Source organism: Bradyrhizobium sp. STM 3557 (assembly GCF_045571465.1).
In the GTDB taxonomy this organism is placed as follows: Bacteria; Pseudomonadota; Alphaproteobacteria; order Rhizobiales; family Xanthobacteraceae; genus Bradyrhizobium.
Window position 1 is genome coordinate 950961 of the sequence record NZ_CP120697.1, and the last position, 15535, is coordinate 966495.

The 15535-nt window shown below is 64.0% G+C and carries 18 protein-coding genes; 10 read left to right on the top strand and 8 right to left on the bottom strand.

Annotated features, from left to right (window positions below; genetic code table 11):
* Nucleotides 1-33: 33 nt before the first annotated feature.
* The 5 genes from P6U24_RS04315 to P6U24_RS04335 all read left to right on the top strand — a co-directional run bounded on the left by P6U24_RS04315 (nucleotide 34) and on the right by P6U24_RS04335 (nucleotide 5512).
* Entirely contained in the window at nucleotides 34-1161 is a 1128-nt protein-coding gene (locus P6U24_RS04315; protein ID WP_407157956.1) for an acyl-CoA dehydrogenase family protein, read from the top strand.
* 195 nt (nucleotides 1162-1356) lie between these two features.
* Entirely contained in the window at nucleotides 1357-2601 is a 1245-nt protein-coding gene (locus tag P6U24_RS04320; RefSeq protein WP_407157957.1) for an acyl-CoA dehydrogenase, read from the top strand.
* Nucleotides 2602-2827: 226 nt separating this feature from the next.
* A complete protein-coding gene (locus P6U24_RS04325) occupies nucleotides 2828-4072 on the top strand; it encodes an acyl-CoA dehydrogenase (protein ID WP_407157958.1) in 1245 nt (414 codons plus the stop codon).
* Nucleotides 4073-4319: 247 nt separating this feature from the next.
* On the top strand, nucleotides 4320-4967 hold the full coding sequence (locus P6U24_RS04330) for a nitroreductase (protein ID WP_407160775.1): 648 nt from the start codon (nucleotides 4320-4322) through the stop codon (nucleotides 4965-4967).
* 395 nt (nucleotides 4968-5362) lie between these two features.
* Nucleotides 5363-5512: a hypothetical protein gene (locus tag P6U24_RS04335; RefSeq protein ID WP_407157959.1), complete on the top strand. Its 150-nt coding sequence runs from the start codon at nucleotides 5363-5365 to the stop codon at nucleotides 5510-5512.
* On the opposite strand, the gene P6U24_RS04340 is transcribed toward P6U24_RS04335, so the two are convergent.
* The 4 genes from P6U24_RS04340 to P6U24_RS04355 form a co-directional block, all read right to left on the bottom strand.
* Nucleotides 5448-6131, bottom strand: coding sequence for an acyl-homoserine-lactone synthase (locus P6U24_RS04340; RefSeq protein ID WP_407157960.1), 684 nt, complete (start codon nucleotides 6129-6131; stop codon nucleotides 5448-5450). The genes P6U24_RS04335 and P6U24_RS04340 overlap by 65 nt on opposite strands.
* An 80-nt stretch (nucleotides 6132-6211) precedes the next feature.
* Nucleotides 6212-6946: a LuxR family transcriptional regulator gene (locus P6U24_RS04345; protein WP_407157961.1), complete on the bottom strand. Its 735-nt coding sequence runs from the start codon at nucleotides 6944-6946 to the stop codon at nucleotides 6212-6214.
* Between the two features lie 177 nt (nucleotides 6947-7123).
* A complete protein-coding gene (locus P6U24_RS04350) occupies nucleotides 7124-7948 on the bottom strand; it encodes an enoyl-CoA hydratase/isomerase family protein (RefSeq protein ID WP_407157962.1) in 825 nt (274 codons plus the stop codon).
* Nucleotides 7949-9061 (bottom strand): cyclic nucleotide-gated ion channel, encoded by a 1113-nt coding sequence (locus tag P6U24_RS04355; RefSeq protein ID WP_407157963.1) that lies wholly within the window; start codon nucleotides 9059-9061, stop codon nucleotides 7949-7951.
* Between the two features lie 279 nt (nucleotides 9062-9340).
* On the opposite strand from P6U24_RS04355, the gene P6U24_RS04360 reads away from it, so the two are divergent.
* The 4 genes from P6U24_RS04360 to P6U24_RS04375 all read left to right on the top strand — a co-directional run bounded on the left by P6U24_RS04360 (nucleotide 9341) and on the right by P6U24_RS04375 (nucleotide 12104).
* Nucleotides 9341-10012, top strand: coding sequence for a Crp/Fnr family transcriptional regulator (locus P6U24_RS04360; protein ID WP_407157964.1), 672 nt, complete (start codon nucleotides 9341-9343; stop codon nucleotides 10010-10012).
* 14 nt (nucleotides 10013-10026) lie between these two features.
* Complete coding sequence (locus tag P6U24_RS04365) at nucleotides 10027-10896, top strand: DUF6537 domain-containing protein (RefSeq protein WP_407157965.1); 870 nt, start codon at nucleotides 10027-10029, stop codon at nucleotides 10894-10896.
* A 326-nt stretch (nucleotides 10897-11222) separates the two neighbouring features.
* Nucleotides 11223-11573, top strand: coding sequence for a DUF3307 domain-containing protein (locus tag P6U24_RS04370; protein ID WP_407160776.1), 351 nt, complete (start codon nucleotides 11223-11225; stop codon nucleotides 11571-11573).
* A gap of 138 nt (nucleotides 11574-11711) precedes the next feature.
* Nucleotides 11712-12104: a hypothetical protein gene (locus tag P6U24_RS04375; RefSeq protein ID WP_407157966.1), complete on the top strand. Its 393-nt coding sequence runs from the start codon at nucleotides 11712-11714 to the stop codon at nucleotides 12102-12104.
* Between the two features lie 20 nt (nucleotides 12105-12124).
* On the opposite strand, the gene P6U24_RS04380 is transcribed toward P6U24_RS04375, so the two are convergent.
* Entirely contained in the window at nucleotides 12125-12439 is a 315-nt protein-coding gene (locus tag P6U24_RS04380; protein ID WP_407157967.1) for a YkgJ family cysteine cluster protein, read from the bottom strand.
* Nucleotides 12432-13130: a helix-turn-helix transcriptional regulator gene (locus P6U24_RS04385; RefSeq protein WP_407157968.1), complete on the bottom strand. Its 699-nt coding sequence runs from the start codon at nucleotides 13128-13130 to the stop codon at nucleotides 12432-12434. Before P6U24_RS04385 ends, P6U24_RS04380 begins: the two co-directional genes overlap by 8 nt.
* A 223-nt stretch (nucleotides 13131-13353) precedes the next feature.
* Between P6U24_RS04385 and P6U24_RS04390 the strand changes: the two genes are divergently transcribed.
* A complete protein-coding gene (locus P6U24_RS04390) occupies nucleotides 13354-14082 on the top strand; it encodes a glutathione S-transferase family protein (protein WP_407157969.1) in 729 nt (242 codons plus the stop codon).
* A gap of 133 nt (nucleotides 14083-14215) precedes the next feature.
* Here the strand turns inward: P6U24_RS04390 and P6U24_RS04395 are convergent, their stop codons facing one another.
* Nucleotides 14216-14836 carry a pyridoxamine 5'-phosphate oxidase family protein gene (locus P6U24_RS04395; protein WP_407157970.1) on the bottom strand — a complete coding sequence of 207 codons (621 nt, stop codon included), beginning with the start codon at nucleotides 14834-14836 and terminating at the stop codon, nucleotides 14216-14218.
* 210 nt (nucleotides 14837-15046) lie between these two features.
* Nucleotides 15047-15463, bottom strand: a complete 417-nt coding sequence (locus P6U24_RS04400; RefSeq protein ID WP_407157971.1) for a PaaI family thioesterase — start codon at nucleotides 15461-15463, stop codon at nucleotides 15047-15049.
* Nucleotides 15464-15535 lie beyond the last annotated feature (72 nt).

Here is a 15535-nt window from a genome sequence, read left to right on the forward strand (position 1 = left end):
GGCCCCGGAATGACGCCAACAAAAAGGTGGGCCATGAACTTCGATTTCTCCGACGACCAGAAGCAGCTCCGGGACCAGGCGCGGAAATTTCTCACTGAAAAGTGCACGTCAAAAGCCGTGCGCGTCGTGCTCGACGGGCAGTCACCCTATGACCGCGAGCTCTGGAAGGGTCTTGCCGAGATGGGCTTTCTCGGCGTCGCCGTCCCGGAGGAGTATGGCGGCGCCGGCGCCGGCCATCTCGAGCTCTGCGTGATCGCAGAAGAAATGGGCCGCGCGCTGGCTCCGGTGCCGTTCTCATCGACCGTCTATCTCGCCGCGGAAGCCTTGATGCTCGCCGGCAGCGACGCACAGAAACAGGCATGGCTGCCGAAAATCGCAAGCGGCGAGGCGATCGGCACGCTGGCGCTGTTCGAGGGATCAGGCAATCAGTCGCCGAAGGCGATCAGACTGGAGGCTTCGAATAACGTTTTGAACGGCGTCAAGAAGCCAGTTCCCGATGGCGCCATTGCAGACTTCGTCATCGTCGCTGCGCGCACCGCTTCGACGGGGCGCGACAGCGATATCTCCCTGTTCCTGGTCGACGTGAAGAGCGGCGGTGTCGAGGCCAAGTTGCTGACCAATCTCGATCCGACGCGCGGCCAGGCCGAGGTGACGTTTACGAATTGCAAGGCCGAGCCGCTCGGCGCGGCCGGCGACGGCTGGAGCATTATCACGCAGGTGCTCGATCGCGCCGCGGTGCTGATCGGCTTCGAGCAGATCGGCGGCGCCGATCGCGCGTTGGAGATGGGCCGCGACTACGCGCTCGACCGCATCGCTTTCGGCCGCCCGATCGGCTCGTTTCAGGCGGTCAAGCACATGCTGGCCGATATGTATGTCTCGGCAACGCTCGCGCGCTCCAACTGCTACTACGGCGCCTGGGCGCTCTCGACCGGCGCGCCGGAATTGTCGGAGGCCGCTGCCTCGGCCCGCATCAGCGCCACGCAGGCGTTCCAGCACTGTGCCAAGAACAACATCCAGGTCCATGGCGGCATGGGTTTTACCTGGGAGTTCGATTGCCACCTGTACTACCGCCGCGCGAATGCGCTGGCGCTGGGACTTGGCAGCTTGAGCTACTGGGAAGATCAACTGATCGACCGCATGCGCAAGCGCAATGCGGCGTGATTCCACCCACCAGCAACTCATGGGATCGTCATTGCGAGGAGCCCGAAGGCGACGAAGCAATCCAGAATCTTTCTATAGCTCTGGATTGCTTCGCGGAGCCTGTCATCCGGCCGCGCTTCGCGCGGACCGGGTGGCTCGCAATGACGAGGGTGGGACTATTTTTCTAATCGTTGCGATAAAAGCAGAGGCTTGCCGATGAACTTCGATGACACCCCGCAGGAGGCCGCGTTCCGCGCGGAGGCGCGGGCCTGGATCGCAGCCAACGCGCCCAAAGAATATGAGGACGAGTTGCGCGCGTCCTCCCTTGGGCGTACCGCGCTGAAGAACGCGAACGTCCTTGAAGTAGCAAAGGCCTGGCAGAAGAAGAAAGCCGACGCCGGCTGGGCCTGTTTGCATTGGCCGAAGGAGTATGGCGGTCGCGGCGCCTCGCCGATCGAGCGCGTGATCTGGCAGCAGGAGGAGGGCCCGTTCGGCAAGCTCTCGGCGATGTTCATCATCGGCCATGGCATGTGCGGGCCGACCATGATGGCCTACGCTTCGGAAGAGCATAAGCGGCATTATCTGCCGCCGCTCGCGTCGGGAGAAAAGGTCTGGTGCCAGCTGTTTTCCGAGCCGGCCGGCGGCTCCGATGTTGCGGGACTTCGTACCCGCGCCGAGAAGCGCGGCGAGGCTTGGGTCATCAACGGCCAGAAGATCTGGACCTCCGGCGCGCATTATTCCGACTACGGCATCCTCTTGACCCGGACCGATCCCAACGTGCCGAAGCACAAGGGCCTGACGATGTTCTTCCTCGACATGAAGAGCAGAGGCGTTGAGGTGCGTCCGATCAAGCAGGCGAGCGGGCAATCCGATTTCAACGAGGTCTATTTCACCGATGTCGTGATCCCGGATGCGCAGCGACTGGGAGCCGTCAACGACGGCTGGAACGTGGCGCTGACCACGTTGATGAACGAGCGCATGTCGATCGGCGCGGGCGTCGCTACCGGCTTTCCGGAGCTGTTCGAATTCTGCTCGCAACTGATGCTCGACGATGGTCCCGCCATCGAGGATCGCAACGTGCGTTCGAAGTTAGCCAACTGGGCGGTGAAGGCGAGCGGCCTGAAATATACCAGCTTCCGCGCCATCTCGGCGCTGTCGAAGGGCGAGCGGCCGGGCCCGGAGAATTCGATCGGCAAGCTGGTGGCGGCCTCGATGATTCAGGACGTCGCAACCTTCGCGCTCGACCTGCAGGGCGCGGCCGGCGTGCTCAGCGGACCGGAAGCCGAGCTCGCCGGCAAATTCCAGGCAATGCTGCTCCGCGCGCCCGGCACCCGTGTCGAGGGCGGCACCGACGAGATCATGCGCAACATCATCGCCGAGCGCGTGCTCGGCCTGCCCGGCGACATCAGGGTCGACAAGGACGTGCCGTTCAATCAGGTCCCGACGAAGGGACGGAACTAGACCTCATCCTGAGGAGCTACGCAGCAGCGTCTCGAAGATGAGGCGCGGATATCTAGCCTTCGTCATTGCGAGGAGCCGAAGGCGACGAAGCAATCCATTTCTTTTCCGGCGGCTTTCTGGGGTGCTTCGCGGAGCCTGTCATCCGGCCCGCGCTGCGCGCGGACCGGGTGGCTCGCAATGACGACCACCGAGATCGCGTCAGAACAATGTCAAATGAGGTCGGTAGATGAACTTCGATGATACCCCGCAGGAAGCCGAATTCCGCAACACGGCGCGCCAATGGATCGAGGCCAATGCGCCGAAGGAGCTGCAGGCCGAGCTCGCGAGCTCGTCGCTCGGGCGCATCCGCCTCAAGCACGCCGACATCGTCGAGGTCGGCAAGGCCTGGCAGAAGAAGAAATTCGATGCGGGGTGGGCCTGCCTGCATTGGCCGAAGGAGTATGGCGGCCGCGGCGCCTCGCCGATCGAGCGCGTGATCTGGCAGCAGGAGGAGGGCATCTATGGCAAGCTGACGCAGCCGTTCCAGATCGGCGAGGGCATGTGCGGCCCGACCGTGATGGCCTATGGCAGCGAGGCCGACAAGCGCCGCTATTTGCCGAAGCTGGCCTCCGGCGAGGAGATCTGGTGCCAGCTCTTCTCGGAGCCCGCCGGTGGCTCCGATGTCGCGGGACTGCGCACCCGCGCCGAGAAGCGCGGCGACGAGTGGATCATCAACGGCCAGAAGATCTGGACCTCGGGCGCACATTACTCCGATTTCGGCCTCTTGATCACCCGCACCGATCCCAACGTGCCCAAGCACAAGGGGCTGACGATGTTCTTCCTCGACATGAGGAGCAAGGGCGTCGAAGTCAGGCCGATCAAGCAGGCCAACGGCATGCAGGAGTTCAACGAGGTCTATTTCACCGATGTTGCCATTCCGGACAGCCAGCGGCTCGGCAGTGTCGGCGATGGCTGGAACGTGTCGCTGACCACGCTGATGAACGAGCGCATGTCGATCGGCGCGCGGCTCGCTACCGGATTTCCGGAGATGTTCGCATTCTGCTCGAATCTGATGACCGAGAACGGGCTTGCGGACGACCGTGCCACGCGCGCGAAGCTCGCATCCTGGGCGGTGAAGGCGAGCGGGCTGAAATACACCAGCTATCGCGCCATCTCGGCGCTGTCGAAGGGCGAGCGGCCCGGTCCGGAGAACTCGATCGGCAAGCTGGTCGCCGGCACCATGCTGCAGGACATCGCGGCTTACGCGATGGACCTCGAGGGCGCAGCCGGTGTTCTCACGGGCAGCGACGAGGAGACGGCGCAAGGCCAGTTCCAGCAGATGTTGCTGTCGTCGCCGTCGATGCGCATCGCGGGCGGCACCGACGAGATCCTGCGCAACATCATCGCCGAGCGCGTGCTGGGTCTGCCTGGTGATATCCGCGTCGACAAGGACGTGCCGTTCAACAAGGTGCCGACCAAGGGGCGAAGCTGATTCCCGTCATTCCGGGGCGCTCGCTTGAGTGGCCCGGCTTAGGAGCCATGTAGCCCGGATGAGCGAAGCGACATCCGGGATCCCTGTCACTGACGAGTCCCGGGTATCGCTGCGCTCACCCGGGCTACGGACTAGATCCTCATCCTGTGGAGCTGCGCACCTCCGAGCGGACTGAACCGAAAGCATTTCAATGGACTCTACACCGATGGATAGCGTGCAAGACCCCATCGCCATTCTCGAACGGCTCATGGCCGCGCGCTTCTCTTGCCGCAGCTTCCGCCCAGAGCAGGTCGCCCGCGCGACCATCGAGCGCATCCTGAAGGCGGCGCAGACCACCGCGTCCTGGTGCAACAGCCAGCCCTGGCGGGTCGAGATCACCTCGGGCGATGCGACGCAACGCTTTCGCGAGGTGATGTATGCGGCGGCCTCGGGCGGCAGGCCTGCGTCCGGCGATTTCCCGTTTCCGCGCGAATACACCGGCGTCTATCTGGCGCGGCGGCGGGAGAGCGGCTTTCAACTCTACAACGCGCTTGGCATCGAACGCGGCGACAAGGCCGGCTACGGGAAGCAGGCGCTGGAGAACTACAACTTCTTCGGCGCGCCGCATGTCGCGATCATCCACAGCGACGAGGCGCTCGGCACCTATGGCGCGATCGATTGCGGCGGTTATGTCACGAGCTTCATGCTGGCTGCACAGGCACTCGGCGTCGCCACCGTCCCGCAGGCGGCGCTCGCTTTCCATTCCGAACTCGTGCGGCAGCATTTCGGCCTTGGCGACGACCGCCGCGTGGTCTGCGGAATCTCGTTCGGCTATCCCGACCGCGATCACAAGGCCAATTCCTATCGCACTAGTCGCGCGTCGATCAATGAGGCCGCGCGATTCGTCGACAACTGACAAAGGATGCGTCGGCTGCGCGTGCGCCGCACCGCAACAGTTCCGCCAAATGGAACGGATGGCTATCTGTCAGTCATGCATCCATTTCGATCGCGACGGCCTCGGCGATCGCCTGCCTTGCGCTGACGCGTCATTGCTTTTACCTTTTCAGGCCATCGAATGTCGCTTCAGTGAGGCCGGCTCTGGCGCTCGTGTCCTGATTTTTCCTTGAGTTGATGCGCTTCTAGTAGCGATATTGACAAAATTCGCTCCAACATCTTGAGTTGTAGTGCCCGTGCGTCCACGATGCAGAACTGCAGGCGTTCGATGATCTCGTCGATGGATGGTTCGCTCACGGCTCAAGACCCGACATGACAGCAATGGACCCAACAGAGATGTCGCCAGAGCTCGCAGCGTTGAAGGCCGACGAGGCGACGATCCTCGGCCATCGGCTGTTGAAGTCCTTCCACAAGCTGCGCGTGACGCGGCATCGCGAGCAGCTCATCGCGCTGGCTGAAACGCTGCTGCAGGAGGAAGAAAAATATCCGGCAGAGCGCGACGCCTGACCCGCTCGAGGCCCTGCCAGGTCAGGGTCGGCCGGGTCAGCCCACTCTGATTGCATTGCGAGGTCCAGGTCACGTCGTCGCAATCGACCAGCACGGCCAGCACGGACATGCCGTCCATCATGTGCGGCAGGCCAAGTGGATGGGCCTTCCAGCCACAGCGCTCGAAGCGTGGCAGCCACCAGGACTCCAGCACGATCGAGAAGCCGGTCAATCCGATCGAGATGCCGAATTCCATGATCGCCGTCAGCAGCAGCGTCTCGACGCGCGGTCCGGCATGTTCGCCGCGCCGTTCGGGAATCACGAAGACGCGCGACAACTCATAGACATCGGGCCGGCAGATCGGGCCGCGGATGTTCAGATAGGGAAAAATCTCGCTCATCAGCGTCGGCAGCACGGTCGGCACGGCGCGCATCGCGCCGATCAACTGGCCGTTGTCGAGGCAGAACAGGTAGACCGCATCCTCGGTGTCGAACTGATCGATCTCCCGCCCGTCCGGCCGGTCGAGCGCCATCCATTTGCGCTGCTTGACATAGATGTCGTGGCGCAGCCGGAAATACGGATCGAAATAGCTCTCGTAGAGATGTCTGTTGTCTTTGCGAACAACATGGATTTCAGGCATCGGAGACACCGCTGATTGTTCGAATGGGACAATCAGCATGCCGCCGCAGTGGGAAGGACTCTACTGGAAGAAGCGCCAGTTCAGAGCATGATCTCGCCATTGACAAGGGCTGCGGCGACTGTGGCAGTCTTGTTCTTGGTCATCAGCTTGCGCTGCGCCTCTTCCAGGTGCCAGCGCACATTGCGCTCGGAAAGTCCGAGGATCCGCCCGGTCTCCCACGCGGTCTTGCCGCGCGCGGCCCAGCGCAGCACCTCGGCCTCGATCTTGGAGAGGCGTCGTGCGGCCTGGCTACCCAGCGGACGCATCAGCGACCGCAGTCGCCCATGGGTGAAGATGCCGATCAGATGCAGCGCGCTCTTGGCTTCCGCGTCGAGATAGGGGCGCTCGCCGCCAAGGCTGATGGCGCCAACCGCGTCGTCGTAATGGACCGGGATGCAAAGGCCTTCGTTGAGACGGAAGTCGCGCGCCCGCGTCATCACGCCATGGGCCGCCGGATCGCCGGTGCGATCATACGGTGCCTCTGTCCACAGGAAGGGATTCAAGGTGTGCAGGCAGTGTCGCGGGATCGGATCGACGGCGACCAGATTGCTGCGGTTATAGAGCTCGAACCATTCGGCCGGCCATCCGTTGGCGAGCGTGAGCTGTCCGAGCGATTGGCCGCAGATCGGAATGCCCGCCATGATGTAGGCATGGAACCCGAACTCTCCGATCATCTTCTCGAACAAGGAGACGACATTCGCGCTGGTCGGCGACGCTTCGATCGCATCGACAAACTCCAGCGCACGGCGTCCCCAATATGCTTCCGTCCCCTGCATATGACAGTCTCCGGCTGAGCTAAAAGGCTAGCTACCGACGAGTCCGAGTCAATCACAAAGTAGTACAATAAGCTAACTTGTCACAGCAGAGTGGTCCGCGCCGACGACAATTCCAGGATGCGCAAAGCATCCCGGCAGATTTGGCCGCTATTTGCGAGGGACCTTCACCGGCATCAGCTAAAATCTGGGCGGACGCTTTTCAGCAAATGCCTTGACGCCTTCCTTGATCTCGGCGCCGCGCATGCTGGCCCGGTGCCGGCGAGCCGCGGCCTCCTCATCAAGCGCGCCGCGGGCGAACTCATTGATGGCGCGCTTCATGCCACGCATCGCCTCGGGCGCGTTGCCGGCCAGCAGTGCCGCCAGGCGATCGACTTCCTCGTCGAGCGCCTCAGGTGGAACCATCGCGGTGAGATAGCCGATGCGAAGCATCTCGGGCGCGCTGATCTTCGCGGCGGTGAGGAAGAGCCGCTTGGCATTATCGGCACCAAGCCTGGAGACGTAGCGCTTGATGCCGGCAGGATAGTAGTGGAGCCCTAGTCGCGCGGCCGGCATGAACATCTCGGCGGTGTCGACCCCGATGCGGAAATCGCAGGCAAGTGCAAGATCCGTCGCCCCGCCATACACGCCGCCATTGAGCCGGCAGATGGTCGGCAGCGCGAGGTCTTCCAGTCGGTTGACCACGACCTCGAAAGCCGAGCCGGCGCCAGGCTCGTCGGCGCTCGCATTGTCGGTTCCCTCAGCGCGTTCCGCGATCGAGCCGAGATCATAGCCGGCGCTGAAGGCGCGCCCGGAGCCGGTGAGGATCACGACGCGGATCGCCGCATCAGCCTCGATACGGTCGAACAGCGTCAGGAGTGCGTCGAGGTCCTCCGCCTGCAAGCGGTTCAGGTGGCGCGGCCGGTTCAGCCGGATGGTGGCGCGGGCACCCTCCGTGATGAGCAGCGGCGGGCTCGCCTCGGAAGCGCGGTCGTGAGCCGCGCCATTTGCCTGTGCGTCGGTCATCTATTGATTCTCCAATGCGCGCCTTTGGGCTTCGGCGTCGATGGCGCTGACGAGGTCGGGATGCCGGGCCATCAGCAGGCGGAAATCGACGAGGTCGAGGACCAGAAGTTTTGAGAGCGTGGTGGTGGCGATGTTGGCCGAGCGCGGATTGCTGCCGAGCAGGGCCATCTCGCCGAAGAAGGCGCCTTCGCCGAGCAGCACCTTCTTGCCGGGCAGGTCGACCTCGACCTCGCCGGAGGCGATGAAATACATGCAGTCGCCGGGCTGGCCCTTGCGGATCACCAGCGTGCGCGGCGGCAGATCGATGGTGCGCAGCATGTGTGTGACGTCGGCGATCGCAGAGGGGCCGAGCGTGGCGAAGAACGGCACCCGGCTGACCGATTCCCAGGTCTTGAGGAAATTGTCGCGCCGGGTCTCCGCGGCAAAGCCGGTGGCAAGAATACCAGTCCACAGCCCGAACACGCCGAGGCCGGAAATCATGACCATGGCGGCCACCATCCGCCCGAGCGGCGTGACTGGCACGACATCGCCATAGCCGGTCGTGGTCAGCGTCACCACCGCCCACCAGAGCGCGGAGGGGATGTTGCCGAAGGTCGCCGGCTGCTCGTCGCGCTCCAGCACATAGATTGCAACCGCGCTGAGGAAGAGCACCAGCAGGAACAGCGCCAACACCGATAGCAGCGGCCGAGCCTCCACGACCAGCACCCGGCGCAATTGCTGCAGACCCGGCACGCCCGGAATGACCTTCACCACCCAGAGCACGGCCAGCAGCCAGGCCGACCGTGGCTCGATGCCGAGCAGGAGCGCGAGCGGCACCGCAACAATGCAGGCGGTATCCAGCAGGCCAGCGCCCGACAAGATGTAGGCCGCCATGGCGCGCGTCCGCGCGGCGTGGTGAACCCGTACCGCCCACTCGACGACAAAGAAGGCAAGGCATGCCCAGAGCGCCCCGCCGATCAAGCGGGGCGCGGCCTCGTGGGCCGAATCCACCGTCAGCAGGACCATCGCGACGATGCCGGCGGCCACCGCGGCGTAGGTGGCTTTTGTCATGTTGCGGGCGGCCGTTGTTGCGAGAAACTGTCCCAGAGCGGGAAGAAGCAGCGGTTTGGACATTGAACGCGGGCGCCTGTCGCTCCAAGAAAGCCCTTCGGGCAAGAAACCGGCAAGAAACTCGAATGGCTCACGGCCGTCGGGGGACAGTGCCTTGACCGGAGAGGAGACGTCAACGTGGGCCGCAGGCAGCGGAATTTTGTCCCTGCCGGCCCGATCCCGGTTTAAACGTCGCTTTTCCGCCGTATATCAGGAGTCCTCGCGGACATAAGACATATGGCGGCAGGGCTGGAGGAACCGATCTGCCCTCCGCCCTGTATCCCAAAGGTTTGGTTGATCCCGATGGATACCTCACACCTGGTCGAACATGCAGGCGCCGCCGGCAGCCTTTTTGCATCGATCTTCGTGGTCGCGACGCTGTCGATGCGCACGATGATCCCGCTGCGCGTCTTCGCCATCCTGACCAATATCGTTCTGATCGCGACCGCGATTCCCAGCCACAACTATCCGACCCTGATGCTGCATGGCGTGTTGCTGCCGCTCAACAGCTACCGCCTGCACCAGATGCTGCAGCTCGTGCGCGACGTGAAGAAGTCGGTCTCCAGCGATCTGTCGATGGAATGGCTGAAGCCGTTCATGACCGAGCGCAAATGTGCCGCCGGCGAGGTCCTGTTCTACAAGGACGAGAAGGCCGACAGCATGTACTACATCGTCAGCGGCCGCTTTAAGCTGGTGGAATCCGGCATCGAGCTGCCGGTCGGCGCCATCGTCGGCGAGTTCGGCATGATCTCGCCCTCCAACACCCGCACCCAGACCCTGGAATGCATCGAGGGAGGTCTCATTCTGTCGGTCAGCTACGATCAGGTCGAGCAGCTCTACGTGCAGAACCCGGCGTTTGCGTTCTACTTCCTGCGCCTGGCGAGCGCGCGGCTGTTCCAGAACATCGAGACGCTGGAGCGGCGGCTGGCGCAGCAGACCGCGGCAGCCAGGGGCGTGGCGGCAAAGTCGGCCTGAGCGAAGGAGGAGCGGTGGCAAGCGTCCTGTCGTCGTTGCGTTATCTGTTCGCCGATATTCTCGGCGACGACGACTGCGCGCGCCCGTTTTTGCCGGACGGTTTGCCTGCCGCGGCGATCCCGATCGTCAGCGACGGCATCCACCTTCTGATGGACTATCAGGGGCCGAGCTACGCCCAGCTCTATGTCGACCGGGTCAAGCGCTTCGTCGGCCGCCATGAGGTCGACACCGACCTGCTGTGCCGGATCGCGCGTCTGCTGGCCCAGCGCATGGCCTATGAGGACCCGATCCGCAGCGCCCAGCTCAAGCTCGCCGAGCTCGGCAACGGCGCGGCGCGGCGTTCGGAGCCGAAGAAATTTCGCGTCGACGAGCTGGTCGGGGCCCTTCCGGAGACGGCGGGCGATCCGCTGTTCGTGGTCTGCGAAAAGCTCGGTTGGCTGCACCGGCAGGTCGCGCTGCGTTTTCCGGCCAGCTCCCGCACCGGCGTGCGGTGCTTGAAGCTCGGCGCCGGCCTGAAGCGCTGGCGGCTGTTCTCGGTCCGCTATGCCGAGGAGCGCGCCTGGGTCGAGCGTTGGCTGCACATGATCGCCCGCTGCCTGGACAAGCAGCCGGCCTCTGCTGCCGCGGTGGTGGAGACCGCGACCATGGTGCAGGGCTATGGCGAGGCCTATCGGCGCGGCATGGCCGACTGGCACGCGATCATCGACGGGCTGGCGAAGCCGACCTTCGACGGCGTGCTGCCGCTCGCTGATCTCGCCGGCGCGATCGCCGAGGCACGGGCCGCGGCCATGCCGGATCCACGTCAGGTCGCGTTGAAACGGACCATCGCTCAAATCAGGGCGCGGGCCCTTGCACTGCAACCGGACGTCAATGCTGCGGAGTGAGCAGGCGCAGTGGCGGCGTAACCGGCTCAAAAGAATGAGAATTATCGTAAGGCAGGCCGCGCCGGCCCGCGATTGCGGGGTAACCTTACTCCCGGGAAGGCGGGCGAACGGGCATGGCGATGTGAGGCAGCGGTTCCCTTTCACGTGCAATTCGCCACGCAAGATGTCATAAAAGCTATACGCGTCGAATTGGCCGGGTTTCGGACCAGATTGCGCTGAACGTCTCCAGTTCCCGGTGCGTCCAACGATCTGTCGTAGTGAGAGCGTCAGCCTTGTCGTTTCCCTCGTTGTCGTCCTCGGTTCCGGTTGGTGCGCTGGTCGGCTGGATGCTGCTGCTCACCTTCAAGCACATCATTGCCGATTTCGTGCTGCAGACCGGCTGGATGGCGCATGGCAAGGATCAGAGGAAGGGCTGGGCGCTGCCGCTGCTGGCGCACTGCCTGGTCCATCTCGCGGTCGCCATGGTCTTGATCGTGGCGGTTGCGCCGCGGTTCTGGTTCGTGGCGCTGATCGACTTTGCGATCCACATCGTCATCGATCGCATCAAGGGCATCTGCTCCTATAGCTTCCGCATGACGCCCGAGCATCCCTGGTTCTGGACCCTGATCGGCGTCGACCAGGCGCTGCATCATCTGACCGGGTTTTTCCTATCGATCTTCATGGCCGCGAACGCCTGACTTCGGGCGCATCGCGCGGCGGCCCGCCGCGAATTGGGAATTCGGGCGGGATCAGGGCCACCGTACGACTACCGGCCACGATGGTTAACGTTCCGTTAGCAATTGGCGATGCATCCTGCAGGCGAGGGGATTTTCGCCATGTTTCCAAGCCGTGACGGTTTTAACAGCGACGCCTGCCCGGTCGGTGATGATTTGCTGGGCGAGCTTTACCGCGCCAATGAGAACGGCCTGCCTGCGCTGGTCGAGAGCGTCTCGTCCGACGTGAGGGCGATGCTGGCCTTGTTCTGCTACCGGCGCAGCCACCTGCATTCGCTGGCGCTGGCCATCGCGTCGACCTGCAGCGAGCGCGAGCTCTTGCAGTTCGGCGGCCGGGTCGGTGCTGTGCTCTACGCGCAGTCCCGCGATCCCAAGGCGAGCCGGGAGGTGACATTCACGGGCAGCCGCAAACCGATCTCGCTGTCGACGAAGCCGCTGTCCGCGATCGTGCCGCTCGACGACGATCTCGACGATTTCGGGCCGGTCACGGCCTGATCACGCCGCAGCGCCACCGATCAACGGAGCGCCGGCAAGCCGAACCTGCGCCGCGCCATCGCGCATTCGGCATCGCCCGGCATGCAGGTGCGGCACACCTCCGGCCGCAGCGCATAGATGCCGCATGCGGTGGTCTCGCCGATCGTGCCCTGCAGCGCGCAGCAGCGGTCGTTCTCGCAGCGCATCCCTGACAGCCGGTCGTTGACGAGCTCGGGTGGAATGAGATCCAGCGCCTCGTCCTCCTCAATCGTGAAGCGCGGCCAGTTCTGCGAATAGGCACAGCAGGCACCGCAGCTCTGGCACGGGCTGGCCGCCGTCTCGGCTGGATCAGACATCTTTCGGCGCCTCCCACACCAGGCTGCGCCGCCATTTCGCCCGCAGCGCCTCGCGCCGTTCGGGATATTTCTCGTCGAGATAATCGGCCGCGATGACGCGGTCGGTGCGGAAGCTGCGGAAGTCCCGCCGCAGCTCGCACCACGCGGCCAAAATCCGCACCGCCTCGTGATAGCCGATCGCGATCGGCCAGATCGTGCGCTCGCTGGCGCGGCCCTGTTCGTCCCGATAATGCAGCGCGATCTTCTTGCCCTCGTGGATCTGCGCGCGCGTGCGCACCATGTCGATGCGGTCGGGCTCGCGCTCCCATGGCGGCCGGGCACGGCTCGCCGGCTCCAGCACGAACGGCCGCAGCCGCTCCGGCACCGTGTCGGCGATCTTGGCCATCAGATCCTCGGCGGCCCGCGCCAGCACCGGGTCGGCATGCCCGATCACCCATTGCGCGCCGAGCACGGCCGCCTCGATCTCGTCGGGTGTCAGCATCAAGGGCGGCAGGTCGAATCCCTTCTCCAGGATGTAGCCCATGCCGGCCTCGCCGCGGATCGGCACACGCTGGCCGATCAGCGTGGCGATGTCGCGATAGATGGTGCGCTTGGAGGTCTCGAGCTCGGCCGCGATCGCGTCAGCCGTGAGCGGCTGTCGCGTCCGCCTGAGCACCTGGATGATCTGGAACAGCCGGTCGGCGCGTCGCATCTGTCTCCCCGTTTGGCTTTCCGCTGCGCCCTCTCGCGGATGCTGACAGCATGTTGGCAGCAGGTGGCTTTTATAACGGGACAACGCTTCGATGAAGAGGATTTCCCATGATGATGATCGATGGAATGGGACTTTGGACCGCGATATTGCCGCTGCTGACACCATGGTGGCAGCAGGCCCTCGCTAGCCTGAAACAACTGGTCAAGAAAGTGGGAGCGCTCTGATGATCACCCTGTTTGGTCTGGGTGCGGGCTTCGGCCTGCCCGAAATCAGCCCCTTCGTCACCAAGACGGAGGTGCAGTTGAAGATGGCGGGATTGGCCTATCGCAAGCAGCGCGCCATGCCGCCGTCCTCGCCGAAGGGGCAGCTGCCGTATATCGACGATCAGGGCGCCGTGGTCGCCGATTCGACCTTCATCCGCGCCCATCTCGAGCGCAAATGCGGCTTCGACTTCGACGACGGGCTCGATCTGCAGGCCCGCGCGCAAGCCTGGGCCTTCGAGCGCATGATCGAGCATCATCTCTATTTCGGCCTGGTTGGCGCGCGCTGGGTCGATCCGGTCAACTTCGCCAAGGGGCCGTCGCACTTTTTCGACGGCGCGCCGGAGGACAAGCGCGAGCGGCTGCGCGAGGACGCGCAGTTCCGCGTCGCCGAGAACTATCTGATCTCCGGGCTCGGCCGTCACGCACCTGATGAAGACGTCGACCTTGCCGCGCGCTCGCTGCGTGCCCTCTCGGTCCAGCTCGGCGAGAACGCTTATCTCTTCGGCGACCGGCCCTGCGGCACCGACGCGACAGCGTTTGCGGTGCTGGCCGGCATCCTGACGCCGTTCTTCGAGTCCGAGCTGCGCCGACGCGCCGAAGCGTTCGATAATCTCGTCGCCTACGTCGACCGCATGATGGCGCAGTATTATCCCGAGTTCGCCTGGGGCAAGCAGGCCGAAGCGGCTTAATTGCGAGTTCACCGTCTACACCGTCATTGCGAGGAGCGACGCGACGAAGCAATCCAGACCTTCGTCTTGGCTTCTGGATTGCTTCGCTTCGCTCGCAATGACGTGTCGATCCGATCGTATTCGAACGTTGATCTTAAGCCGTCGCGCCCTTCACCTTTGCCAACTCAGCCTCCAGCTCCGCGATCCTTGCATCGCGCGAGGCGAGCGCGGCGGCGACATCGGCTGCATCGAACTTCTGCGGAATATGCTGCGGGCAGTTGGTGTCCCAGGCCTTGACCGTGAACAGAATCACCTGCTCGGGCCGCGCCCGGTAGCCTTGCGGCATCAGCGAGCGCGTCAGCGCCGGATCATCCTCGACGACTTTGGCCTCGCCCCAGATCTTCACGCGCCGGCGATGGGCGTAGTCCATGATGAAGATATGCGCCTTCGGGTTCTCGGCCAGATTGCCCTGCGTGATGTATTGCCGGTTGCCGGCAAAATCGGCGAAGGCCAGAGTATGGCTGTCCAGCACCTTGATGAAACCTGCCGGCCCGCCGCGATGCTGGATGTAGGGCTGCCCATCGGCCGATGCGGTCGACAGATAGAAGCTCGTCGTCTCTGCCAAAAAGGCGGCGAGATCCGCATCGATGTCGGTGCGCCAGCCGCGGGTCTGTTCGACATGCGCATAGGCCTCGCGTGAACCCTTGCGCGTCTGGATCGCCTTGACAGCCGGGCTGAACGCCACATCGCTCGGATAGCTCAAAGAGCTGGTCATCGGAGCCCTCCATCGGCTCGTGCGGCCACAGGGCCGCTTCGTGACGAGTGATATGAGCTTGGCGCTGCCGGAGACAATCAGCCGGATCGGCATTTCATCATTACGGCCGACGCAACAATGCGCGGCCATGCCGTAGCCCGCGTGAGCGCGAGCGATACGCGGGACCTGGATATCGCTGCGCTCATCCAGGCTACGATGTCGGAGCAAGGGTCACGCGGTCTTCTTCACCACCCGGAACGTCCCATTGGCGCGGGCGATGACGGCGTCATCGACCCGGACCAGGCTTTGCGCAAAGCAGATCGTGTTGCCGGTCTTGATCACGTCGCCCTCGACGCTGAGCCATTGTCCGATCTCGCCATTGCCGAGATAGTCGACCGCGAGGCTGATCGTGACCAGCGACGAGGCCCAGCCCAGCGCCTGCGCGCAGCTGTAGCCCATCGTGTTGTCGGCCAGGGCCGCGATCAGCCCGCCATGAATTAGCCCGCGCCCATTGGTGTGCGGCTTGCCGACCCGCAGCCCCAGGGTGATCGCTTTGTCGGTCTTTCGCGCGTAGAGCGGCTCCCAGGGATCGGTGAACGGGCTCCTGCGGAAATGCGGCTCGAAACCGTGCGGAATGTCGGTGCTCATCTGCGATCGTCCAACTCAGTGCGGATGACACCATTGAAGCTGACGTGAGCGCCGCATGCACCGCCTACAAAG

What these genes read in the sequence shown, in the direction of transcription:
- P6U24_RS04315 (WP_407157956.1), top strand. Translation starts at nt 34, where the DNA reads ATGAACTTCGATTTCTCCGACGACCAGAAGCAGCTCCGGGACCAGGCG.
- P6U24_RS04320 (WP_407157957.1), top strand. Translation starts at nt 1,357, where the DNA reads ATGAACTTCGATGACACCCCGCAGGAGGCCGCGTTCCGCGCGGAGGCG.
- P6U24_RS04325 (WP_407157958.1), top strand. Translation starts at nt 2,828, where the DNA reads ATGAACTTCGATGATACCCCGCAGGAAGCCGAATTCCGCAACACGGCG.
- P6U24_RS04330 (WP_407160775.1), top strand. Translation starts at nt 4,320, where the DNA reads ATGGCCGCGCGCTTCTCTTGCCGCAGCTTCCGCCCAGAGCAGGTCGCC.
- P6U24_RS04340 (WP_407157960.1), bottom strand. Translation starts at nt 6,131, where the DNA reads ATGCCTGAAATCCATGTTGTTCGCAAAGACAACAGACATCTCTACGAG.
- P6U24_RS04345 (WP_407157961.1), bottom strand. Translation starts at nt 6,946, where the DNA reads ATGCAGGGGACGGAAGCATATTGGGGACGCCGTGCGCTGGAGTTTGTC.
- P6U24_RS04350 (WP_407157962.1), bottom strand. Translation starts at nt 7,948, where the DNA reads ATGACCGACGCACAGGCAAATGGCGCGGCTCACGACCGCGCTTCCGAG.
- P6U24_RS04355 (WP_407157963.1), bottom strand. Translation starts at nt 9,061, where the DNA reads ATGTCCAAACCGCTGCTTCTTCCCGCTCTGGGACAGTTTCTCGCAACA.
- P6U24_RS04360 (WP_407157964.1), top strand. Translation starts at nt 9,341, where the DNA reads ATGGATACCTCACACCTGGTCGAACATGCAGGCGCCGCCGGCAGCCTT.
- P6U24_RS04370 (WP_407160776.1), top strand. Translation starts at nt 11,223, where the DNA reads ATGCTGCTGCTCACCTTCAAGCACATCATTGCCGATTTCGTGCTGCAG.
- P6U24_RS04375 (WP_407157966.1), top strand. Translation starts at nt 11,712, where the DNA reads ATGTTTCCAAGCCGTGACGGTTTTAACAGCGACGCCTGCCCGGTCGGT.
- P6U24_RS04380 (WP_407157967.1), bottom strand. Translation starts at nt 12,439, where the DNA reads ATGTCTGATCCAGCCGAGACGGCGGCCAGCCCGTGCCAGAGCTGCGGT.
- P6U24_RS04385 (WP_407157968.1), bottom strand. Translation starts at nt 13,130, where the DNA reads ATGCGACGCGCCGACCGGCTGTTCCAGATCATCCAGGTGCTCAGGCGG.
- P6U24_RS04390 (WP_407157969.1), top strand. Translation starts at nt 13,354, where the DNA reads ATGATCACCCTGTTTGGTCTGGGTGCGGGCTTCGGCCTGCCCGAAATC.
- P6U24_RS04395 (WP_407157970.1), bottom strand. Translation starts at nt 14,836, where the DNA reads ATGACCAGCTCTTTGAGCTATCCGAGCGATGTGGCGTTCAGCCCGGCT.
- P6U24_RS04400 (WP_407157971.1), bottom strand. Translation starts at nt 15,463, where the DNA reads ATGAGCACCGACATTCCGCACGGTTTCGAGCCGCATTTCCGCAGGAGC.